The organism is Bradyrhizobium sp. AUGA SZCCT0222, assembly GCF_018130205.1.
In the GTDB taxonomy this organism is placed as follows: Bacteria; Pseudomonadota; Alphaproteobacteria; order Rhizobiales; family Xanthobacteraceae; genus Bradyrhizobium.
Map to the genome: position 1 here is coordinate 154,533 of NZ_JAFCLX010000002.1, position 21,760 is coordinate 176,292.

The following is a 21,760-nucleotide window of genomic DNA, read 5'->3' on the forward strand; positions in this document are numbered from 1 at the left end:
GAACGGATTGCCCGCCGATGGAAACCGCTGACACCATGCCGAACGCTGCCCGCGCCCTGGCGGCGATCTCGCCTTCCCTCGATCCTGCATCGATCGGGATCGTCGTCTGCATTCCCTGCTTTCGCCGGCCGCAGCATCTGCGGCAGACGCTGGAATCGCTGGCCCGCCAGCGTACCGGTCACCGCTTTGCAGTGGTCATGGTCGAGAACGATGCGCTGCGGAGCGAGAGCGTTCCGGTTGCGACCGAGTTCCTGGCATCGAACAAGTTTCCCGGTCTCTGCGTGGTCGAGCCGCGCCAGGGCAATTGCCATGCGATCAACGCGGCGTTCGAGACGGCGCTGGCAACCTTCCTGGCAGCGTCAAGTTTCCTGATGATCGACGATGACGAAATTGCCTCGCCGGACTGGCTGGAGCGCATGATCTTGACCGCCGAAGCCACCGGGGCCGACATCGTCGGCGGGCCGGTCATGCCTGACTTCGATGACGCGCGAAAGCGCGGGCTGCGTCGTCATCCGGCCTTCGCTCCGGCCTACGACACGTCAGGACCGGTTCCGGTGATCTATGGCTGCGGCAATTGCCTGATCCGGCGCTCGGTGTTCGAGCGCGTTGATGCCCCGGCGTTCGATCTGCGTTTCAATTTTCTCGGCGGCGGCGACACCGATTTCTTCTACCGCTGCCTGCGTCTTGGCATGCGCTTTCACTGGGTGGCAGAGGCCACGATCAGCGAGACGGTGCCACCGAGCCGGACCAGGCTGAGCTGGCTGATCAGCCGCGGCCTGCGGATCGGCGCGATCAATTATCACGTCCAGCGTAAGGCGACGCCGACACTCTGGCTGCGCGCCAGGCTGACGCTGAAATTGCTGGCGGCGTTTCCGCTCTCGTTTCTCCAGGCCGGGCGGGCGGCCCTGACGGAGCGCGACCGCATCATTGCGATGCATCCGATGACGGTGGCGATCGGCAGCGTGCTGGCCGCAATCGGCATCGAACCTCAACCCTACAAGGCCTCGAAGATCACGTGAGCCAACTCGCCATCACGTCTCAGCTTCGTATCGTCGCAGGAGGGGTTTGGCGGCAGCAAGTGCTGGATGTCGTCCGCTGCGCCGCGTTCGTCGGAGCGCTGGTACTGGCATGGATTTCGTTGCGGCCGTTCGCCGATCTCGGCGACATACAAATCGGCGAAGTCAGTACCGGCAATGAGGCGCCGACCTATCTGGTGTTCGGCGGCCTTGCGGTGCTGATGATTACCCTCGCGGCGCGTGACAACATGCGCGGGCTGGCCACGTTGCTGACGCCGTCGTTCCTGCTGTTTGCCGGATGGGTCTGTGTGACGGTGGTTTTGTCGGTCGATCCTGCCACATCGATGCGGCGGTTTGTCTTGACGGCGTGCGTTATCGCTGTGACGTCGACCATGCTGCTGCTGCCGAAATCGCAAAACGAGCTGATGCGGTTCCTCAGCATCGCGGCGCTGATCCTGCTCGCGGTCTGTTACCTCGGAATCCTGCTGGCGCCACAATATTCGATCCATCAGGCCACCGATCCGCAGGAGCCGCTGCTGGCCGGCGACTGGCGCGGCGCCTTCGGTCACAAGAACGTGGCCGCCGGCGTGATGGCGATGCTGCTGTTCCTGGGGATCTATATCGCGCGTTCCGGCGCACTTCTGTCCGGCGCGGTCATTATCGGCCTTAGTTCGTTGTTTCTGTTTCATGCCGCCGGCAAGAGTTCGTTGACGCTGTGCTTCGCCGTGCTGCTTTTGACTTCGCTTACATCTGTGTTTCGCTCGTTCTGGGTGCGGGCGATCCTGCTCCTGACGCCGCTGCTGTTGCTGAACATGCTCAGCGTCGGCACCGTCATGAGCGATGGCCTGGCTGCGATCGCCAAGCTGCTGCCGCTGGATTCGACCTTCACCGGCCGTACCGACATCTGGAATTTCGCGCTGGACGCGCTGCGGCAGCGGCTGGCAACCGGCTATGGCTTCGTGGCTTTCTGGGGCAGCAAGGCGTTCGAGGAGTTGCCAGCGGGCAAGGAATGGGCCGCGTTCGCGGCGCACAGCCACAATGGTTATCTCGATACCGCGCTCGGCATGGGCCTGCCCGGACTGATCCTGCTCATCGTGGTGCTGGTGATCGTGCCGCTCCGGAATTTCCAGCAAGCCGATCAGGGCGGCAATAACGGTCCGCTGGCGATGGCGCTGTTGCGCATCTGGCTGTTCGGACTTTATCTGTCGGCGATGGAGAGCTTCTTCCTCGACCGCGCCGATCCCCTGTGGTTTACCTTCCTGGTGGCGGTGTTCGGCTTGCACTTTCTGGCGCGATTTCGTGTCCGGGAGTGAGGCACAAAGCGTTTTCCAGCGAAGTGGGCACCGGTTCACGTCAAGAAAACGCGTCAAATCAAGAATCTAGAGCTGCGCGCGAACCGCGTTCGCGACGTCCTGCCACCACCCATCGAAGTCGAACGCGGCTTGCACCGGCGGCCGTTTCAGCGCGGCAACGATGCCATCGGCGTAGGCGTCCGCGCTCGATCCCCGCGGCACGAGCACGATGGCGCCGCGATCGATCAATTCCTTGAATCGCACATGATGGTCGAATTCGTCAGGCATCTCGGGGCCGGTTACGATCAGCGGCCGGCCGGCCTGCACGCAGGCGAGAACGCTGGAGCGGCGCGCGGTGAGCCCTTCGTCGAGCGGATAGCAAAACCCGTCGACCGCGCCGAACAGCCCGAACACCTCGTGATCGGAGGCGACGAAACCGGATACGATCACATCATCGGCGATTCCGAGCTCCGTGGCGCGGGCGTGGAATTCCTCCTCGACGTTGTCGGTGCCGCGGATGAAGGAGCCGACATAGACGATTAGCGGCCTCAGCCCACGCTGCTTCAGGATCGCGCCGATCTCCAGCAGCGCATTGGGTTGCTTGGCCGGATAGATCGAACCGAAATGACCGATCACCAGCCGTCCATCCTGCCTTGCAGCCGTGAGACGCCGGCGCAATTCTGAATCCGCCATCCCTGCAGGCGCCTCGAGGTTCGGCGGCAGCGGGGCCAGCACGAGTTTTTTCGCGGTCCAGCCCACCAGGGAATCCTCGGCGAGTTCCCGCCGCACCAGCGGCGAGAACATGACGATGGTATTGGCGAGCACGAGAGCCGGGATATAGGTGATCCGGCGCAACCAATGCAGCCCGGCCCATTCGTGCTGAATCAGGACAGTTTTGCGCCGGCGCAGCCGCGCCATGGCCATCGCCAGCAGCGGCGCGAACATCACGCGCTTCCAGGCCACGATCGGAAAGTTGCAGACCACGCTCCGTGCGGAGCCGACGGCGCGCCAGATATCGGTGAATGACCCTTCCGATCGCGTCAGGGTTAACGTCGTGCAACTGCCGGGTTCGGCCTTTTCGATCCACTCGCCCAGCAATCGCGTGAATTGCCCGACGCCGCACTTCATTTGCGGTCCCGCGCCGAGAAACAGCGCCCGATATTGCGGTTCTGAAGCCATCGTGGGGTTCGCCGGCGCTCTCTCGGTTATGCCAGCGTTAGCCATACATCCCAGACATTATCGTCCGGTAAGCGGGTGCGACACCCCTGCGGCATCCTTCTTGCCAGTTAGAGCGTGAAGGTTGTCCGGCCGTCTCATAACGGGACATCGGATGATCGACGGCGTGGCAGCCATCTGAGATTTCGGGACAGCGTGCAGGACGCAAGCCGGAATCGGTCGTCATCCGGGCGAAAAAAATATTTGGTCAAAAAGGAGTTGGACGATGGCGGCAGATCGCGTTTTCAGCAATTGGGACGATACCCATTCGGTGCTGTGGGGACACGCACCCATCCGGCTTGCGCACAACATGCACAAGTCACCGTTATTCTCGATGGATCATCTTGCCGCACTGATTGAGAATTATCCGCGCGAGCACTACAGCCTGATGCAGACCGGCGTGAAGGGCGACAAGCGTATCTGGCGGCACGGCGATATCGGCAATTTCAGCGGCCGTCAGGTCATCGACGCGATTTCCAGGGGCGACCTCTGGCTCAATTTGCGCATGGTGTCGGATATCGACCAGCGCTACAGCGACCTGCTGGCCCAGATGTTCGCCGAAATCGGCGAGAAGGTCCCGCACTTCGCGCTGCCGCACCAGTACAACGCCGGCATTCTGCTCTCGGCGCCAAAGGCGCAGGTTCACTACCACGCTGATCTTCCCGGCCAGAGCCTGATTCAAATCGCTGGCCGCAAGCGCGTCCATATCTATCCGTCGAACCCTCCCTTCGTGACGCCGAAGAACCTCGAGGACATCCAGCTGTTCGAGCTCGAACTCGATATGCCCTATCACGAATGGTACGATCGCTATGCAACGGTGCTCGATCTCGAGCCCGGGCAGATGCTGAACTGGCCGCTGAACGCGCCGCATCGCGTCGACAATCTCGGCACCGTCAACATCTCCATGACGGTGGGCTACGAGAACGAAGAGATCAGGCGGACCCGGATCGTCAATCTGGCCAACGGCCTGTTGCGCAATCGCTTCGGATACACGCCCAAGAGCCGTTCGCTCAAGGGGCCGGCGTTTTGGGGCAAGGCAGTGATGCAGAAGGCGCTGCGCAACACTTCCTGGGTCAAGCGCGAGCGCAAGGCGCGCAACGAGATCGAATTCCGGCTCGACCACGACCATCCGGAGCAGGTGGTCGATCTTTCCAAGGCGGCATGAAGGCGGCTTGATCGTGACGACACTGACGAACGACGCAGCACGGCACGTGGGGCGGAACCGCACGTCGCAGGTTGCGGCGTTCTCCGTGGAGTTCGACAATTGGGATACCGTCGCAGGTAACTGGGACGGTGCGTATCGTCGTGGACAGGCGACCATCTTCCAGCACGGAAAGTGGCTCGCAGCATGGTATGGCGCGTTCGCCGGACAGCCCGGTATCGAGCCACTCATTGCAACCGTCAGGGATCGTGCGACAGGGGAAGTCGCACTGCTTCTGCCGCTGATCAGGCGCAAGCTGAAGCGCATTTGCGTCGTGGAGTTCGCCGACCTCGAACTGACCGATTACAATGCGCCGCTGCTCGGTCCGGCCGCGCCGCGCGAACCTAAGGCGGCAGCCATCCTGTGGCGCGAACTGCGGCTGGCGTTGCGCCGGCTGCCTGGCGGCGCTGATCTCATTCGATTCAAGAAAATGCCGCTCGATCTGCAGGGCGGGTCCAACCCGCTGGCGATGCTGGATGGAGCCGGGCCGTGCTCGCTGAACGGTAATCTCGTCACCACAGGCGAGGATTTCGATCAGTACAAGCGTTCGCTGAAGCGCGACGTCCGCAGGGTTCTCGAACGGAGCTGGCGCGCGTTTACGACGTATCCTGCCGCTGCATTCAAGATTGCAGGAGAGAACGACGAAGCCTTGCGCGTTCTTGCCACCCTGGATGCGCAACAGAGCGCCCGCATGCAGCATCTCGGGGTGAACTTCATTCTCGGCGACGGGGCCTGTGCCGATTTCTATCGAAACCTCGTGCGTGATGGCGTCGGCGAAGGCTATGCCGTGTTGTCGGCGCTGACTGTCGGCGAGGAAGTCGTCGCGACCTTGTTCGGCGTTCGTAGTGGCCCGCGCTATGTCATGCTGCGGGTCAGCAATGCCGGCGACAAATGGTCGGCTTGTTCGCCGGGCCGGCTGGTCATCGAACGTACCATGGCCGCCTTGCACAGAGACGGCGTGCGCGAGTTCGACTTCAGCGTGGGCGATTATGACTATAAACGGCGTTTTGGCGTGACACCGCTGCCGCTGGTCGACATCAGCGCCGCCTTGAGCCTGCGCGGATTGCCCTACGCATTGCGCGACCGCGTCGCCCGCGAGCTGCGCAACTATCCGAAGCTCGCGGCCTATTTGAAGCGGGCGCCCGGTAAACCCCCGCCGCGCGAAGAGAACTGATGCGCTGTGGCAAGAACACCACGCTCGTGCAAATCTGTCACACTCGGCAGGATTGTGCGGCTGTTCTACCTGTGTTCGCAAGAGTTCATGATCGCGTTTACGGCAGCGGCGTATGCTGATGGTCGGGTCAAGGGCTACAGCTGAATGCTTCCGTGGGGAGTGCCGACATGCCAGCCTATATCCACCATCACGACGACATCGAGCCGGCTTTCGTCATTTGTCCGAGCTGCATCGGGATTCCGATGTTTGTAAGGGATGTCGAGCCGCATTGGAGCATGGCGAAGATCGACTTCACCTTTGAATGCGCCGACTGCGGCGCCGAAGTTCGCCAGACCATGGTCAAGCCACAATTGCAGCATTAGCGCCGTTTCATTCCGATTGGACTTGGAACGCATATCGCGATCCCGTTTCGCCGTGATGGCGGCGCTTCCTGGCTTTTTGCCCATCGTGCGGAGCTTCCTGCAGGCGACAGCCTCGAATAGGATCGAGCATCGCAATGCCGGAAGGCGATCATGCAGGAGCGGTCGGAAAATCTGCATTCATTCTATGCCAGCCTTGTCTGCGCCGCAGCCAAGGTCCGGGATTCGCGGATTGAACAGGCCTTTCGCGCGGTCAAGCGTGAACCGTTCGTGGGGCCGGGACCCTGGCTGATCACGCTCGGCGCGCATGATTACGTGACGACCCCGAATGATGATCCGGCATTTATCTATCAAAATACACTGGTCGCGCTGGATAGCGCGCAACGCCTCAATATCGGAATGCCCAGCGCTCATGCCTACTGGCTCGGTGCCTGCGAATTAAAGGAAGGCGAGATTGTCCTGCAGGTCGGCGTGGGTACGGGGTACTACACAGCTATCCTCGCACAACTCGTCGGACCGAGTGGTCAGGTGCACGCCTATGAGATTGACGAAGGCCTGGCGGATCGCGCGCGCGGCAATCTGAAAGACCTGCCACAAGTAGATGTTCAGTCTAAATCGGGCATTGCGGCGGATTTGCCGAAAGCGGATTTGATCTACGTTTGTGCCGGTGCAGCCCAACCAGCCAGAGTGTGGCTCGACGCATTGCGTCCCGGTGGCCGGCTGTTGTTTCCGCTGGCGCCCGAAGGCGTGCTGGGAGGGATGCTGTTGGTCAAACGTCCCAGTCAGAGCGCGGTTTGGCCAGCGAAGTTCTTTGGCCGGGCCCAGTTCATCGGCTGTGTCGGCCTTCAGGACGAGGATGCCGGCCGCCGTTTGGCGGAGACGTTTCTGCACGGCTGGGAACTGGTGCGGTCTCTCCGGCTCGATAACGCCGTCGATGATACCTGCTGGTTTGCGGGCGATGGCTGGTGGCTTTCAACGGCAGAAGTCAGCGCTGTCCACGAGAATTGATCCGCGCCTGGACCTGCCGCAGCGTCCCGGCCGATTTCACGATTTAGTGCATTCCGGGCAGCGCCGCTGGCCGCGCGAGGCGCGGTAGAGACTGCGGCACCACCAGCGCCGTGCAATCGCCTGCAGCGGACGGCGCACCAGTTGAGCCATAAAGAGAAATTCGACCATCGCTAAATCCATCGTCCCTGATGGATAGCTAGGGCGGCAATCCAGAATGAGAATGCCGCCCATCTCGCATCAGCCATGCAGTTAGCCATGGAGTTTCTTGGCGGTCTCCGCGATCACGCGTCCTTGATAGCGCGCGCCGGCGAGCTCGTTGTCGCTCGGCTGGCGGCTGCCGTCGCCGCCCGTGATCGTGGTGGCGCCGTAGGGCGCGCCGCCGGTGACTTCATCGAGCTTCATCTGGCCGGCAAAGCCATAGTTGAGGCCGACGATCGTCATGCCAAAGTGCAAGAGGTTGGTGATGATGGAAAACAGCGTGGTCTCCTGGCCGCCATGTTGCGTGGCGGTCGCGGTGAAGGCGCCGCCGACCTTGCCGTGCAGTGCGCCCTTGGCCCAGAGACCGCCGGCCTGATCGAGAAAATTCGCCATCTGCGAGGCCATCCGGCCGAAGCGGGTGCCGGTGCCGACGATGATGGCGTCGTAATGGGCAAGTTCCTCGACCTTGGCGACGGGGGCCGCCTGATCGATCTTGTAATGCGAAGCCTTGGCGACCTCGGCGGGCACCAGTTCGGGCACGCGCTTGATGTCGACGGTGGCGCCGGCTTCGCGCGCACCTTCCGCGATGGCGTTCGCCATCGCCTCGATGTGACCGTAGGCGGAGTAATAGAGCACGAGTACTTTGGCCATGATGGCTCTCCTGAGTTTGTAGGTGGGTTGTTGATTGGGACCTGTCATTGCCGGGCATAGCCGTCTGAAGGACGGCGTCGCTTCCGCTCGCCTATGCCTGGCAATCCATCGCCTTCGAAAGCTTCTTGCGAAGCGGGATGGATGCGCGGGTCAAGCCCGCGCATGACGAGTGGGGTTCAGGCCGCGTCGACCAGCACCAGTTCGGAATCTTCCAGTGCCGTAATGGTCAGCCTGGCCTCATCGCGGATCGCAGCACCGTCGCGGGCGTTGACGCGCACGCCGTTGACTTCGATGCTACCGGCCGCCGGCACCAGATAGAGATGGCGCGTCTTGCCGGCTTCGTATTCCGCGCTCTCGCCGGCCTTCAGCGTGGTGGCGAGCACGCGGGCGTCGGCGCGGATCGGCAGCGCATCCTTGTCGCCGGCAATACCGCTGGCGATGGTGACGAGCTTGCCGGAACGGTCCGACTTCGGAAACGGTTTGGCGCCCCAGGTCGGCTGGCCACCCTTGGTGGTCGGCTCGATCCAGATCTGGAAGATCCGGGTGTTGGTCGGCTCCAGATTGTACTCGGCATGACGAATGCCGGATCCCGCACTCATCACCTGCACGTCGCCGGCTTCAGTACGGCCCTTGTTGCCAAGCGAGTCCTGATGGGTGATCGCGCCTTCGCGCACATAGGTGATGATCTCCATGTTGGCATGGGGATGGGCGGGAAAGCCGGTGTTGGGGGCGATCTCGTCATCATTCCACACCCGCAGCGAGCCGTGACCCATATTGTCGGGGTCATAATGGCTGCCGAAGGAGAAGTGATGCTTTGCCTTCAGCCAGCCGTGGTCGGCGCCGCCGAGTTTTGCAAAGGGTCTGAGTTCGATCATGGGAATATTCCTTTGAAGTGTTTGCGGGGGGCCAGGCGCAACGCGCCCGGCCTCTGTTGGTTGGATTGGATCAGGCGCCGAAGCCGCCATCGACGTTGAGCACGGTGCCGGTCACGAACGACGCGTCCGGGCTGGTGAGGAACACGACGCCGGCCGCGATCTCTTCGGCGGTGCCGTAGCGTTGCAGCGCGTGCTGCGTGCGCTGGGCTTCGGCGAAGTCACCGCCGTCCTTCGGGTTCATGTCGGTATCGATCGAGCCCGGCTGCAGCACGTTCACGGTGATGCCGCGGGGGCCGAGGTCGCGCGATGCGCCCTTGCTGTACCCGACGATCGCAGCCTTGGTCGCGGCGTAGTCGGCAAGGCCCGGGAACGAGGCGCGGGTCGCAATGCCCGAACCGATGGTGACGATGCGTCCGCCTTCGCCCATCAGCTTCGAGGCAGCGCGGATCGCGGTGACCACGCCATGCACATTGATCGCGTCCTGGCGCGCCAGTGCCGCGGTGTCGGCGTTGGCATCATCGACTGCGCCTCTGACGGCGACGCCGGCATTGTTGACCAGAATGTCGAGCCGGCCGAAGTGCTTGGCGACGTCATTCACCAATTGCTCGACCTCGAGAGACGAAGCCTGGTCGGCCTTGAAGGCGCGAGCTTCGACACCCCTGGCTTTCAATTCCTTGACGACGGCTTCGGCCTTGTCAGGGGAGGCGACATAGCTGATGGCGACGTTGGCGCCTTGATCCGCGAGGGCGCGGGCGCTGGCCGCGCCGATACCGCGCGAGCCGCCGGTGACGAGGGCAACCTTGCCCGAAAGCTTCTTGGCCATTGGATTTCTCCGTTGCTTGAATTCCGATGGCCATTGGATATGCCTCCCGATGTGGTATAGAAATAGAAACTATTGAAACACATTGTTTCTATTTATGATCTAATGGAAAGACCGCCTGTGCCGGAGATCCATATTTTCGACTGCCCAAGCCGCGGAATCGGCCTCCTGGACCGAACCGCCGGGCGACTTGCCCAGACTGATGCCAAGTCACTCGGGCGCGAGCCACCTGGGGAGGGGCATGGCACCGTCATTCGGCGCCGTATGGAGGAGTTGCGCATGAACGCCGTTCGCCGCGGAGTATTGGGATTGATGGGAGCGCTGCTAGTGGCGGGACCGTCAGACGCTGGTGGGCGGAAGCCGGCCTCGCCCGGTCAGGATGCCGCTGCGAAAGCGCGGCGATTGGCGGTGAAACCACGCCACGTTGTTTGCTTCCTCGGCGGTGCGAACGGCCTGGCGAAGCTGTCGGACGCGGCTTCAATGGCGATCCGCGATTTCGCCACCGGCTTCAGCATCGACCACACCTATTCCCAGGACAAACCGGATCCACGCATGAGCCGCTCGTTTGGGGTTTCCTGGGATCGCGTGCATCCCAACGCCCGCTCCAGCGCCGATGAGGACGCGGTGGAAAATCACCAATCGGTGCTGTACGTGCTGGGCCCGCCCATGACGACGGAAACCGCCATGGTCGTTTCCACCGGTGCCCTGATGCTCGTCCACCAGGTCATCAAGGCGGGGGCTATCGCCGTCAAGGGCGAGAGCGCCGGTGTCGCGCAGGGCCTCGTCAGGTGGAACGAACTCATCCTTCAGGCCAGTGCCGCGCTGAAATCCGATGATGACTTCGCGTTGCGGCGCGTTTGCCGCCTGGCATTTGCCAAACGGCCGCTGGCCTCGGACGATTATCTGGAAAGCGTCGGTTTTCACCTCACCGGATTGCCCGAAGTGTTTGTGCCGAAGTCCCATGGCAGTGAACGCGAAGCCGTCGCGACCATGGATGCGGTCGCTGACGAGATCGCGCGGCAAGGACTGGAAGCAACGCTCAAGTCGCGCCGCGCCAAACTGTCCTTCGAGTCCGATTACGCGGAAGGCGATTTCAAATTCAATCCCTATGGTATCGTCAAGCTTGCATCCTGATTGCGGGCAAGGCCCGATCAATCCGACTTGACTGGCGGGCCGAATGGCGAAACTTCCGGATTTCGAAGCGCTGGCGATTTTTGCAAAGGTCGTGGAATTGCGGTCGTTTGCAGCGGCCGCAACCGAGCTCGCGCTGTCCAAGGCCACGGTATCGAAGGCGGTGAGCCGGCTCGAGCAACGGCTCGGCGCGCGGCTGTTCAACCGCACCTCGCGGCGGCTAGCGCTGACCGATGCCGGCCAAAAACTGGCCGAACGCGCGACGCAGCTTCTGATCGACGGCGAGGCGGCGGAGAGCGAGACGTTGTCGCAATCGATGGCGCCGCGCGGGCTGGTGCGGCTCGCGGTGCCGATGACGTTCGGGGTCAAGGCGGTGGCGCCGCTGCTGCCGGAATTCCTGAGCCAGTATCCGGAAGTCTCGATCGACCTGCATCTCAGCGACGCGACGGTGGATCTGATCGGCGAGGGGTTTGATGCCGGCCTGCGCATCGCGCGGCTGCCTGATTCCTCCCTGATCGCACGGCGGCTCTGCGCGATGCCGCGCTACACGGTGGCCGCGCCGTCCTATCTCAAGCGCCACGGCCGGCCGACGCATCCGATGCATCTCTCCCAGCACCGATGTTTCGGCTACGCCTATCTCTCGACGCCCGGCGTCTGGCACTACACCAACGCCGCTGGCGAGCAGGCCAGCGTGCGCCCGGCGGGCCAGCTTCGCGTCAACAATGGCGAGGCGGTGTTGCCGTCGGTGATTGCCGGGCTCGGCATCGCCGATCTGCCCGACTTCATCGTCGGCGATGCAATCGCCTCCGGCGAGGTCGAGGTGATCCTCAAGGGCTGGAAGCAGCCGGAAGGCGCGGTGCATCTGGTGACACCCCCCGGCGGCCCGCGCCCCGCCCGCGTCGAGGTGCTGGCGGAGTTTCTGATGAAGCATTTTGCCAAGGGGAAGAAGAAGTAGTGAGACTTCGTAGGGTAGGCAAAGCGAAGCGTGCCCACCATTCTAGCGTGATATAAGTTGTCCATGCCGGATTACCGACGCTCAAAGATCCGCGGCCACACTTTCTTCTTCACGGTCGTTCTCGCCGATCGTTCAAGCGCATTGCTCGTCGACCAAGTCGATCGCCTGCGGAAAGTATATCGACTCGTCCGCGAGCGCCGTTCGTTTGAGACCGTTGCGATCTGTGTGCTGCCGGACCATATTCACGCGATCTGGACCCTGCCTGAAGGAGACGCGGATTTCTCCATTCGGTGGAGCTTGATCAAGAGCGGCTTCTCTCGCGGTCTTCAGGAAGAGCCGCGCTCACCGAGCAAGATTGTCAAACGCGAGAAGGGAATCTGGCGGCGCCGTTTTTGGGAGCATACGATCCACAACGATGGTCGATCTCGAGCGGCATATCGATTACATCCGTTTTAACCCCGTCAAACACGGACACGTCACGCGTGTCGCCGATTGGCCCCACAGCAGCTTTCATCGATACGTCGAACGATGTCACCTCGTCGCGGATTGGGGTGGCGATATGAAGGAAATTCACGGAACGTTCGGCGAATGAATGGTGGGCACGCTACGCTTTGCCCACCCTACAATTTCAGGCTAGGCTACCCCCAATAACCAAAACAAAACGCCGGGGGAAATGCCAATGAATCGTCGGGAACTGTTGAAAGCCGCCGCCGTGCTGCCGCTGGCGCAAACCGCGCTCTCGCATGTGACCTTCGCGCAAGGCGCGTACCCCTCGCGCAACATCACCATGATCGTGCCGTTTCCGCCTGGCGGCCAGGCTGATCTCGCGGCGCGGCCGGTGGCGCAGGCGCTGGAAAAAATCCTCGGCAAGCCGGTGCTGGTCGACAACCGCGCCGGTGGCGGCGGCGGATCGGTCGGCAATGCGGCGGCGGCGCGCGCCGAACCCGACGGCTACACATTGTTGATGACGCTGTCGTCGCTGGCGGTGCTGCCGGAAGCCGACCGGCTGTTCGACCGCCCGGTGGCCTACGAAGTCTCGCAATTCGCGCCGGTCGCGCGCGTGCTGGCCGACCCCACGCTGCTGGCGGTGCCGGCCTCGGCGCCATGGAAGACGCTGCAGGATTTCGTCGATGACGCGAAAAAGCGCCCCGGCCAGATTCCATACGGTTCGTCCGGCCCCTATGGCACGCTGCATGTGGCGATGGAAATGTTAGCGGCGAGCGCCGGCATCAAATTGCTGCACGTGCCGTTCCGCGGCGCCGCACCTGCGTTGACCGCGCTGCTCAGCGGCACGGTGCAGGCGGTGGCCTCGGCGCCGGGCACGCTGAAGCAGCAGGTCGATGACGGCAAGATGCGCGTGCTCGCGAACTGGGGCGCGGCGCGTATCGCAAGCTTTCCCGATCTGCCGACCTTCCAGGAGCTCGGCTACAAGGACGTCGAGTTCTACATCTGGGCGGGATTGTTCGCGCAGAGCGCACTGCCGGCGCCGATCATGACGCAGTTGCGCGGCGCGATGGCACAGGCGGTGAAGGCGCCCGAAGTGATCAGGACCTTCGAGACCGCGGGCAGTCCGGTCGCTTACATGGACGCGCCGGAATTTGCAAAATTTGTCGCCGACGACAGCGCGCGGCTGGTCGCCGCGGTGAAGAAGATCGGCAAGGTGGAGTAGGGGCCTGCCTTTAGAATTCGCTGCGGATTGCGCCCCGCAATGTGTGCCGGTCAAGGCCCGGTGCGAACGCGCCCTCGTAGGAGGCCTTGAACGACGTCGTGGCCGTGAGGTCCCACCGCGCCTCGACGCCGGTGAGCGCAGTGGTGCGGGCGCGTTCGACGCCGGTGATCGCGAATTGAATTCCCGGCGCGCCTTCGAAGGCCGCAAGCATGCCTGGCGCGTTGCCGGAAAACTCATGGCGCGCGCCGAGCGTGACGCCGAACTGCGCCGGAAGGCCATTGGTCATCACGGTTTGATGCAAAAAGTGCAGGCCCGCGGTGCCGAACAGCGCGTCGAAGCCGCCGGCCTGTACAATCTGATTCACGCCGGGTGCGCCGGTTTCGCTGAAGCCGTTCTGCCGCGTCGCGTACCAGTCGAGGTTGGCAAAGGGCTCGGCCTTGATGCCGCCGAACTGGAACGGCCGCGCGATGCCGAATGTGGCGGCAAACGTGTTGGCACGGGACTGGCCGGTGGCGGTTTCTCCCAGGAACGGGATCGCGCGCGAGGATTCCAGCGCCGCGAAGGAATAGCTGATGGCCGATGCGACGTTGAAGCCGTAGCTCTCGCCGCGCGCATAGAACCCGGCGTGGCCGGCGTTGGCATCGATCCGGTCGGCGCGACTAGCCGACCGGATCTTGCCGGTCGATGCGCCGACTGCGAGGCCGGCCGTGAAACCGGGGCTGTTCCACAGATCGACACCGAGTGCGGCGCCGCCGATGCTGGTGTTGGTGCCGAAGGCGATGTCGGTAGCCGCCACCTTGTCCCAATTGCCATAGCCGCCGAACCACACGCTCTGCACCGGTGCGGCGCGGCGCGCGGCAAGCGCCTTGCCGATCGGGTCCGCCGGCTCCGGCGCGTAGGAAGAGGCCGACATCCGCACGGTCTCGCCGCGCGACTGGGTACCGGCGTTCCACATGAAATTCTGGAAGGCGCCGGCTTGATCGATGGTGAAACGGCGCCCGTCGGCGTGAATTTGTCCGGCGAGATCGTCGAAACCGGCCTTGATACCCGGCGTGTTGAGCGCGGCGAGGGTGTTGATGGCGGTCGAGAGTGGCCCGGACACGCCGCCGAGCTGGGCTTGGTCCAGCGCGCCAGCCACGGTGGCCTGGTTGGGAGTCAAACCAGACATCGACAACGACAGCGTGCCGAAGCCTGCGATCTGCTGCAGCGTGAAATACACATTGTTGGCGTCGTAGCTGAGCTGCCCCGACACCAGCGGCGCGGTTAGCGGCGCCAGCGATGCGAAGGTGCCGGTGACGCCGCCGGCCGCGGTGACGATCGTATATTGCGTGTTGGCAACAAAGCCCGTGCCGAGCGGCACGATCTGCACGGTGCCGCCATTGAGGGTCGCAGTGCCGGTCGCGGCGATCTTGTCGGATTGTCCGGCGGCGTTGATTTCGACCTGATACGAGCCGGCGTTGAAGGTGACATTGCCGTTGACGTTGATGGTGCCGATTGAATTGCCGGGCGCGACCGTACCGAAGTTGTTGACGACGAGACCGCCGATCGTGCCGCTGCCGCCGAGATACCCGCCATGAACGGTGACGACGGATGGCAATGTGCCGTTCACGATCAGGCCGCCGGCTTCCACGGTCGTGGCGCCGTTGAAGGCGGTGGTGCCGGTCAGCGTCCAGACCGACGTGCCGGTTTTCCGCAGCAGTTCGAACTCATCATACTGCAGGCCGGTGCCGAGATTGCCGAGGTTGAACGTCGCGCTTCCGTTACCGCCAAATCCCAGCGTGTCGGTGCCGGTACCGCCAAATACAAGCCCGGTGATAGCGGATCCTGGCGCCAGCGTGAGCGAGTCCGCGCCACCCGACAGATTGATCGCGGTGCTGCCGCCGCCCGTGATCGTGCCCGAATTGAAGACGGCGTCGATGCCGGTCGATCCCGTGATTCCCACAGCGACGGTCCCGGAAATCGTACCGGCATTGTTGATCGTGTTGCCGCCGGCGCTGAGAAAAATGCCGTCAAAGCCGATGACGGATCCGCCAGCGAGCACATTGATTGAGTTTGAAGTCGATGTCCCGCCAACATATGCACCTTGCGCGCTGATGGCGTTACCGAACACAGTGCCGCCGACGTTGATGGTGTTGTTGCTGGAATCGAGAACGCCAATGGCAGGCCCGCCGATGCTCGTGGTCGCGACAAGCCCTCCGGCTGCAATCGATATCGTGTTGCTGGCGGAGCCGTTGAGGATCAGGATTCCACTGCTGCCGGCGTGCTGAATCGTTCCCTGATCATTGACATTCACCTGCGATGAGGAAGTGTTTGACAGAATAACCGCAGAAAAGGCGGCGGCTGGCGTAAGCGAAGCCGGGGCGCCTCCCGTGCCGATATCGACCGTGACATTGGTCCTGCCCATAGCGTTGATGTTGTCGGTGTTGCCCAGGCCGGTGCAGGTCGCCACGTCGCCGGAGTCAAGTGCGCCGATGGTGCCGGTGCCGGCCACCGTGCAGGCGGCGCGCGCCGGGCCGGGTGCCAGCGAAAGCAGTCCCCCGAGCAGGAGCGGCGCCAGCGCGGTGGTGACGAGCAGCCTGTTGCGCAAGTCATTCGGCATCACGGCGTTCTGGGCGCGGTCCTGTATTCCAGTCGGCATCGACAATTCCTTCGTTGCAGTATCTGAACTGCTAGCGGGAACGTCGCGGCGCTTCTTGGAGCCGGGCGAAACGCATTATGGCTGAAGGCGCAGGACGCTGGTTTGTGCCGGCCTGTTGCGGCGATGCCACGGACGGCCGGGCCGGCGGCGCGACGCGTTGCCGCACCGAATGGACTGCAGCGCAAATTTCCATGGCCTGGCGCGCAACTATGCTGGAAGACGTTGCGCCGGGCAGCCAACGCGATATTGGTGTTCCGTTACACGAGCCTGGAGACGCGCGCGCTTATGGCGGCCGACAGCGAATCGATCCGCGGCGCACCGCGCCTCGGCTATACCGGCGACCCGCATGGGCCTGCCTATGACGCCTGGCGGGAGGAGTTTTGCCGCCGCGTGATGTGCGGCGATGTCGCGCCGCTCGCGGCCGGGCCCGTGCGATGCGACGTGACCGCGGTGCCGCTGCCGGGCCTCAAGATGTCGGGGGCAGCAGGCTCGCCGATGCAGTTCGTCGCGACCGGCGCCGACCGCGACAGCGCGCTCGCCTTTGTGCTGGCCACGGCCGCGCCGATGCGCATCACGGTCGGTGGCCGGTCGGTCGATCTTGAACCGATGGGCACCGGCCTTGCCGATGCGGCGCATGAAGGTGCCGACGTCTCGCAGCTGGCCGAAGGCCGCTTCAAGTCACTGTTCATCGAGCGCCGGATGCTGCTCGCCTACTGTCCCGATGCGGAAGATCGCATTGCGCGGCCGCTCGCGCCAAACCCCGCGCTCGCGGCGATGCTGCACCAATATTACGACCTCGCGGTTCAGCATGCCCCGGGTCTCGACGCGCTGGCGCAGAGTGCCGTCTCGCAGCATCTTCTGGACCTGGTTGTCCTGATGCTGGGGACAGGACGCGACGAGACCGAACTCGCGAAAGACCGCGGCCTTGCGGCGGCTCGCCTGGAAGCGATCAAGGCCGACATTCTGTCGCGCCTCGGCGACGGCAGGCTCACGCTCGCCGACCTCGCGCAGCGCCACCGCGCCAGCCCGCGCGCCATACAGATGCTGTTCGAGCGCGCTGGTACCACGTTTTCGGAATTCGTTCTGGAGCAGCGGCTGATGCGGGCGGCACGGCTGCTGCGCGATCCGCTTCGCCGGGCGAGCAAGATCAGCGATATTGCCTATCTCTCCGGCTTCAACGATGTCTCGTATTTTCACCGGTCGTTTCGCCGGCGTTTTGGCATGACGCCGCTGGACGCGAAAATGCGGCGCTCGGAAAAAGAGTAGCAAGCTAGCGGTCCCCGTCCTGCATCACATGGCGATGCGACGTCGCGCAGTCGGGCGCTCATGGCGGGCTTCCCTCGACTTGTCGCCGCGGCGAGGGACATCGGAGGCAGAGTAGGGAACTCCATTCACATTTTTTTGTCTGAGCGAACGTTGGGTAGCCGCATTCATTGGAGAGTTTTGGGAGCGGTGCGAGTTGGAACCCGCATCGCCACACCACTCGAATGAAAGGACCGGACATGAAACGAGCGGACCCGGCCGCGCCTCGCATCGGGCTCAGCCTTGCCCTCGCGATCGGAAGCGTTGGCGCCCTGCAATCAACCGCATTCGCCCAGGAGTATAGGGGAACCTGGGAACAACAGATGGCCTGCACCCCCGACGTATGGCGACTGTGCAGCGATCAGGTTCCGGATGTCAGCCGGATCGTGACGTGTTTGCGGCAGAATACGCCGCAGCTCTCGAACAATTGCCGCGCCGTATTCGAATCGCAGGCGAATGCGCAACAGCCACCGGCCGGCCGGGCGCCACAACAGCAAATCGCGCCGCGCGGCCGTGCAGCACCACTGGTACAGCCCCAGCCGCTGCCGCCGAGACCCTACGACGACGACGATTAGGCCGTCGCTTCGCTTTCGGTTCTGACCTCGCAGACATCGACCCATTCGGCCGAGGTCAGTTCCGCCATGCGCGCGGGCGTGATGCGCACCGCGCTGTGCGTTGAGCCCGCCGCGGGAACCACGACATCGAACGCCTGTAGCGACACATCGCAATAGACCGGAAGCGGCGTCTTTAGTCCGAACGGACAGACGCCGCCGACTTCATGGCCGGTGATCTCGGCGACCTCGTCGAGCCCGAGCATCTTCGGCTTGCCGCCGAACAGCGCTTTCACCTTCTTGTTGTCCATCCGCGAGGTGCCGGCGGCCACGATCAAGACTACGCGTTCGCCGATCCGCAAACTGAGCGTCTTGGCGATCCGCGCCGGCTCGACACCATACGCCTCGGCCGCGAGCGCGACCGTTGCCGAACTCATGGTGGATTCGATCACCGAAATTTCAGGCGCCTTCTCGGCAAAGAAGGCGCGGACGGATTCAAGGCTCATGGGTCAGGACTTTCGGGTAGAGCGTTTTCCAGCGAAGTGGACACCGGTTCGCGTCAAGAAAACGCGTCTAATCAAGAATCTGGAGCCCCGTTCCGATTTCATCGGAACGGGGCTCCAGCTACCAGTTCGGGCAATTCGGCAAGCGCGTGGATGCGATGGTCGGGCTCCAGCCCGAGCTCGTCCATCTGGGTACGGATCGCCTTGAACATCGTGATCGGCGGGACGAGATCAGCTTTGGTGCAGGCCTGCGCCATCGCCTCCGGCGTCACCCGTTCGATCCAGGCGACGTTGAGGCCGAACGCCTTGGCGCCGCAGGCGTCCCACGGGTTCGAGGAGATGAACAGGACCTCGTGCGGCGGAATGTGAAGCGTGCTTTCGATCAAGGAGTAGGCGTCCGGGCTCGGTTTGAATACTTTTTTGGCGTCGACGCTGATGGTGGCGTCGAGCACGCGGTCGAGGCTGCTATTCTTCACCAGCGCGTCCAGCATGTCCGGGCTGCCGTTGGAGAGAATGGCGAGCTTCTTGTCCCTCATCGCCGCCAGCGAGGCAAGCGCATCGGGATAGAGATCGAGATGCAGGTACTTGTCCATGATCCCGGCGAAATCAGCCTCGTCGCATTCCAGGCCGAGGCAGCGCAGCGTGTAGGCCAGGGACTCTCGCGTCACATCGGAGAAATCCTGATAGCGCCGCATCAGCGAACGCAGCCAGGTATATTCCAGCTGCTTGATGCGCCAGACCTGGGTGATGATTTCGCCGTAACCGGGAAACGCCTGTTCGGTGACTGACGCCACCGACTGGATGTCGTAGAGCGTGCCATAGGCGTCGAACACGACGGCTTTGATAGTCACTTGACTTACTCTCTCCTGCCAATCGTTGCGTCGAGGAATTCGCGGAGCGCGACGATCGATTGGTCTGTTGCCGACTGGTTGAATTCGAGATGGCGCCCCGAAAGCTCGGCCGGTATCGCGACGCTGGGTACGTCGAAACCGTGATAGGCGTCGGGATAGACGATGAGCTTGATCGGCGCGCCCTGATCCTTCTGTCTTGATATGCCCCAGGCATCCCGGCCGTCTACCATTTTGCGGCACTCTTCGGCAGGGGTCACTTCATCGCGCTCGCCGATCAAAATCAGCGTCGGCACCGTCATGGGCCCTTTGAAATGACGGCACGGCGGATAGAACGCGATGGCAGCATGAAACTTGTTTGGCGATGCCTGTTCCAGGAAGCCGTGTTCGACAGACGTGAGAGCCACCCGACCGCCATTGGCAAAACCCAGCACCGCAATACGCGCAGGATCGACCAGGGGATGGCGCGCCAGAAACTTCAGGGCCCGATAGGCATCCAGGATCAGATCCTGCGGGGGATGTTCGCCGCAGGTCTTCAGGCCGCGCGGGCCAAAGCTATCCACGGTGAGCGTCACATAGCCCCAGGATGCGATCCGCTTGCCCCAACGCTGGTCCAGCCGTCCCCAATTCCCGTTGCAGCTATGCAGCAACACGACGGCGGGCGAGGGGCCCGCGCTGTTTGTTTGCCGCAGATAACCCTGCAGCGGATGCGGACTGGCGAGCGGGCTCTCGATTTCGACGGCGATCGGCGGCGATTCAGCCGCGGGGCATTGAACGATGCTTGCCGTCGAGATCGCGGCGACGAGGACAGCGATTTTGGCAAGTTGGGTCACTGGACACCATCTTGTTCAACCGTCCGCCAACGACCGGACGCCGCTATTATATACCCAAAATCTTCCGTGCGTTGGCCTTCAGGACCTTGGGCCGGATCTCGTCGCGGATGTCGAGCTTGGCAAAATCCGCCAGCCAGCGGTCCGGCGTGATGACAGGCCAGTCCGAGCCGAACAGCATCTTGTCCTGCAGGATGGAGTTGATGTAGCGCACCAGGATCGGCGGGAAATATTTCGGCGACCAGCCGGAGAGGTCGATATAGACGTTCGGCTTGTGGGTCGCCACCGACAGCGCTTCTTCCTGCCAGGGGAACGACGGGTGGGCGAGGATGATCTTCAGGTCGGGGAAGTCAGCCGCAACGTCGTCCATGTACATCGGGTTGGAATATTTCAGCCGCATGCCCATGCCGCCGGGCATGCCGCTGCCGACGCCGGTCTGGCCGGTGTGGAACAGCGCGATCGCGCCGCCCTCGTTGATCGCCTCATAGAGCGGGTAGGCCATGCGGTCGTTGGCATAGAAGCCCTGCATGGTCGGGTGGAATTTGAAGCCGCGGACGCCGTATTCCTCGATCAGCTTGCGCGCCTCGCGCACGCCGAGCTTGCCCTTGTGGGGATCGATGCTGACGAAGGGGATCAGGACGTCGAGATGGTCGGAGGCGACTTCCAGCATCTCGTAATTGTTGTAGCGGCGGAAACCGGTCTCGCGTTCGGCATCGACCGGGAAGATCACGGCCGCGATTTTCTTTGAGCGGTAATAGGCTGCGGTTTCCGGAACCGTGGGCGGGTGCTTGTGCGGCGACTTGAAATAGTCGGCCATCTGCGCCTGGAAATCGTCATAGCCGTCGTCGCCATGCATGCCGCAGGGCTCTTCGGCGTGGGTGTGGATGTCGATCGCCACGACATCGTCGATATTGGGCAGCGTGAGCTTGGCCATTTGGGGTTCCCGGCGGCTTGATTTTTCGGTCTGGGAAATTGATTATACTATATAACAAATTCCGCAAGGCGGCAGAATCAAAGATCGCGGAAAAAACAGGGAGGATGGCATGGCGCAGGCGGAAGCCTTCGAGACCGATTTCTGGAAAGACGCCAATTTGCGCAAGGCCTGGGACGACATCGTGCCCGGCGCGCCGCGCAAGACCATCCCCTACACGCTGACCAAAGAAGCGATCGAGCTGTACTGCAGATCGGTCGGCGAGGATCACCCGATCTATTTCGACGAGGCCTACGCGAAAACCACCCGCTATGGCGGCCTGATCGCGCCGCCCTCGATCCACATCCTGCTGATGTTCTCGTGCACGCCGGCGGACGACTGGATGCGCTCGCCCGGCACCGTCAACGCCGGGCAATCCTGGAGCTACAACATTCCGGCGCGGCCGAACGACGTCATCACATTACAGGCCCGCGCGCTCGACAAATTCATCAAGCGCGAGCGGCTGTTCGTGGTGCACGACAACGTCTTCTTCAACCAGCATGGCGACGTGATCTGTTCCGGCCGTGGCTGGACCATCCGGCCCGAATAAGACC

Annotated in this window: 22 protein-coding genes and 1 pseudogene; 13 read left to right on the forward strand and 10 right to left on the reverse strand. The window is 62.9% G+C overall.

All coding sequences use genetic code 11. The features are described 5' to 3' along the window. Positions 1 to 17 precede the first annotated feature (17 nt). Together JQ629_RS02130 and JQ629_RS37675 are read left to right on the forward strand one after the other, a co-directional pair. On the forward strand, positions 18 to 1,019 hold the full coding sequence (locus tag JQ629_RS02130; protein WP_212410842.1) for a glycosyltransferase family 2 protein: 1,002 nt from the start codon (positions 18 to 20) through the stop codon (positions 1,017 to 1,019). Further along, positions 1,016 to 2,329 (forward strand): O-antigen ligase family protein, encoded by a 1,314-nt coding sequence (locus JQ629_RS37675; protein WP_212410843.1) that lies wholly within the window; start codon positions 1,016 to 1,018, stop codon positions 2,327 to 2,329. Before JQ629_RS02130 ends, JQ629_RS37675 begins: the two co-directional genes overlap by 4 nt. Before the next feature lie 66 nt (positions 2,330 to 2,395). Here JQ629_RS37675 and JQ629_RS02140 read toward each other — a convergent pair whose 3' ends face one another. After that, the gene (locus JQ629_RS02140; protein ID WP_212410844.1) at positions 2,396 to 3,487 is read right to left on the reverse strand and encodes a glycosyltransferase family protein; all 1,092 of its coding nucleotides are present in this window, start codon (positions 3,485 to 3,487) and stop codon (positions 2,396 to 2,398) included. Between the two features lie 262 nt (positions 3,488 to 3,749). Here JQ629_RS02140 and JQ629_RS02145 point away from each other — a divergent pair, with 262 nt between their 5' ends. From JQ629_RS02145 to JQ629_RS02160, 4 genes are all read left to right on the forward strand, one after another. After that, complete coding sequence (locus tag JQ629_RS02145) at positions 3,750 to 4,688, forward strand: hypothetical protein (protein ID WP_212410845.1); 939 nt, start codon at positions 3,750 to 3,752, stop codon at positions 4,686 to 4,688. 13 nt (positions 4,689 to 4,701) lie between these two features. After that, on the forward strand, positions 4,702 to 5,898 hold the full coding sequence (locus JQ629_RS02150) for a GNAT family N-acetyltransferase (RefSeq protein WP_212410846.1): 1,197 nt from the start codon (positions 4,702 to 4,704) through the stop codon (positions 5,896 to 5,898). 167 nt (positions 5,899 to 6,065) lie between these two features. Next, positions 6,066 to 6,260 (forward strand): hypothetical protein, encoded by a 195-nt coding sequence (locus JQ629_RS02155; RefSeq protein WP_212410848.1) that lies wholly within the window; start codon positions 6,066 to 6,068, stop codon positions 6,258 to 6,260. A 150-nt stretch (positions 6,261 to 6,410) separates the two neighbouring features. Then, positions 6,411 to 7,265, forward strand: a complete 855-nt coding sequence (locus JQ629_RS02160) for a protein-L-isoaspartate O-methyltransferase family protein (protein WP_212410850.1) — start codon at positions 6,411 to 6,413, stop codon at positions 7,263 to 7,265. Between the two features lie 36 nt (positions 7,266 to 7,301). Here the strand turns inward: JQ629_RS02160 and JQ629_RS37445 are convergent, their stop codons facing one another. The 4 genes from JQ629_RS37445 to JQ629_RS02175 form a co-directional block, all read right to left on the reverse strand. After that, on the reverse strand, positions 7,302 to 7,433 hold the full coding sequence (locus JQ629_RS37445; RefSeq protein ID WP_283813387.1) for a hypothetical protein: 132 nt from the start codon (positions 7,431 to 7,433) through the stop codon (positions 7,302 to 7,304). 81 nt (positions 7,434 to 7,514) lie between these two features. Beyond that, the gene (wrbA, locus tag JQ629_RS02165) at positions 7,515 to 8,114 is read right to left on the reverse strand and encodes an NAD(P)H:quinone oxidoreductase (RefSeq protein ID WP_212410851.1); all 600 of its coding nucleotides are present in this window, start codon (positions 8,112 to 8,114) and stop codon (positions 7,515 to 7,517) included. 176 nt (positions 8,115 to 8,290) lie between these two features. Beyond that, positions 8,291 to 8,989 (reverse strand): pirin family protein, encoded by a 699-nt coding sequence (locus JQ629_RS02170; RefSeq protein ID WP_212262925.1) that lies wholly within the window; start codon positions 8,987 to 8,989, stop codon positions 8,291 to 8,293. Positions 8,990 to 9,059: 70 nt separating this feature from the next. Then, positions 9,060 to 9,812 carry an SDR family NAD(P)-dependent oxidoreductase gene (locus JQ629_RS02175; protein WP_212410852.1) on the reverse strand — a complete coding sequence of 251 codons (753 nt, stop codon included), beginning with the start codon at positions 9,810 to 9,812 and terminating at the stop codon, positions 9,060 to 9,062. A gap of 72 nt (positions 9,813 to 9,884) precedes the next feature. Here JQ629_RS02175 and JQ629_RS02180 point away from each other — a divergent pair, with 72 nt between their 5' ends. From JQ629_RS02180 to JQ629_RS02195, 4 genes and pseudogenes are all read left to right on the forward strand, one after another. Then, positions 9,885 to 10,943: a hypothetical protein gene (locus tag JQ629_RS02180; protein ID WP_349631200.1), complete on the forward strand. Its 1,059-nt coding sequence runs from the start codon at positions 9,885 to 9,887 to the stop codon at positions 10,941 to 10,943. A 43-nt stretch (positions 10,944 to 10,986) separates the two neighbouring features. After that, positions 10,987 to 11,895: a LysR family transcriptional regulator gene (locus JQ629_RS02185; RefSeq protein WP_212410853.1), complete on the forward strand. Its 909-nt coding sequence runs from the start codon at positions 10,987 to 10,989 to the stop codon at positions 11,893 to 11,895. Between the two features lie 63 nt (positions 11,896 to 11,958). Next, positions 11,959 to 12,487: pseudogene (locus JQ629_RS02190) on the forward strand (REP-associated tyrosine transposase). 87 nt (positions 12,488 to 12,574) lie between these two features. Continuing rightward, complete coding sequence (locus JQ629_RS02195) at positions 12,575 to 13,564, forward strand: Bug family tripartite tricarboxylate transporter substrate binding protein (RefSeq protein WP_212410854.1); 990 nt, start codon at positions 12,575 to 12,577, stop codon at positions 13,562 to 13,564. A 10-nt stretch (positions 13,565 to 13,574) separates the two neighbouring features. Here the strand turns inward: JQ629_RS02195 and JQ629_RS02200 are convergent, their stop codons facing one another. Next, entirely contained in the window at positions 13,575 to 16,202 is a 2,628-nt protein-coding gene (locus tag JQ629_RS02200; RefSeq protein WP_212410855.1) for an autotransporter outer membrane beta-barrel domain-containing protein, read from the reverse strand. A 285-nt stretch (positions 16,203 to 16,487) separates the two neighbouring features. Here JQ629_RS02200 and JQ629_RS02205 point away from each other — a divergent pair, with 285 nt between their 5' ends. Continuing rightward, positions 16,488 to 17,468 (forward strand): helix-turn-helix transcriptional regulator, encoded by a 981-nt coding sequence (locus JQ629_RS02205; protein WP_212410856.1) that lies wholly within the window; start codon positions 16,488 to 16,490, stop codon positions 17,466 to 17,468. Between the two features lie 236 nt (positions 17,469 to 17,704). Continuing rightward, entirely contained in the window at positions 17,705 to 18,079 is a 375-nt protein-coding gene (locus tag JQ629_RS02210; RefSeq protein WP_212410858.1) for a hypothetical protein, read from the forward strand. Here the strand turns inward: JQ629_RS02210 and JQ629_RS02215 are convergent. The 4 genes from JQ629_RS02215 to JQ629_RS02230 all read right to left on the reverse strand — a co-directional run bounded on the left by JQ629_RS02215 (position 18,076) and on the right by JQ629_RS02230 (position 21,170). Then, entirely contained in the window at positions 18,076 to 18,561 is a 486-nt protein-coding gene (locus JQ629_RS02215) for a YbaK/EbsC family protein (protein ID WP_212410860.1), read from the reverse strand. The two genes, JQ629_RS02210 and JQ629_RS02215, sit on opposite strands and share 4 nt — an antisense overlap. A gap of 98 nt (positions 18,562 to 18,659) precedes the next feature. After that, positions 18,660 to 19,409: a haloacid dehalogenase type II gene (locus JQ629_RS02220; protein WP_212410862.1), complete on the reverse strand. Its 750-nt coding sequence runs from the start codon at positions 19,407 to 19,409 to the stop codon at positions 18,660 to 18,662. Between the two features lie 5 nt (positions 19,410 to 19,414). Further along, positions 19,415 to 20,239: a dienelactone hydrolase family protein gene (locus JQ629_RS02225; RefSeq protein ID WP_212410864.1), complete on the reverse strand. Its 825-nt coding sequence runs from the start codon at positions 20,237 to 20,239 to the stop codon at positions 19,415 to 19,417. A gap of 46 nt (positions 20,240 to 20,285) precedes the next feature. After that, the gene (locus JQ629_RS02230) at positions 20,286 to 21,170 is read right to left on the reverse strand and encodes an amidohydrolase family protein (protein WP_212036908.1); all 885 of its coding nucleotides are present in this window, start codon (positions 21,168 to 21,170) and stop codon (positions 20,286 to 20,288) included. Positions 21,171 to 21,279: 109 nt separating this feature from the next. Between JQ629_RS02230 and JQ629_RS02235 the strand changes: the two genes are divergently transcribed. Next, positions 21,280 to 21,756, forward strand: a complete 477-nt coding sequence (locus tag JQ629_RS02235; RefSeq protein WP_211993746.1) for a MaoC family dehydratase — start codon at positions 21,280 to 21,282, stop codon at positions 21,754 to 21,756. Positions 21,757 to 21,760 lie beyond the last annotated feature (4 nt).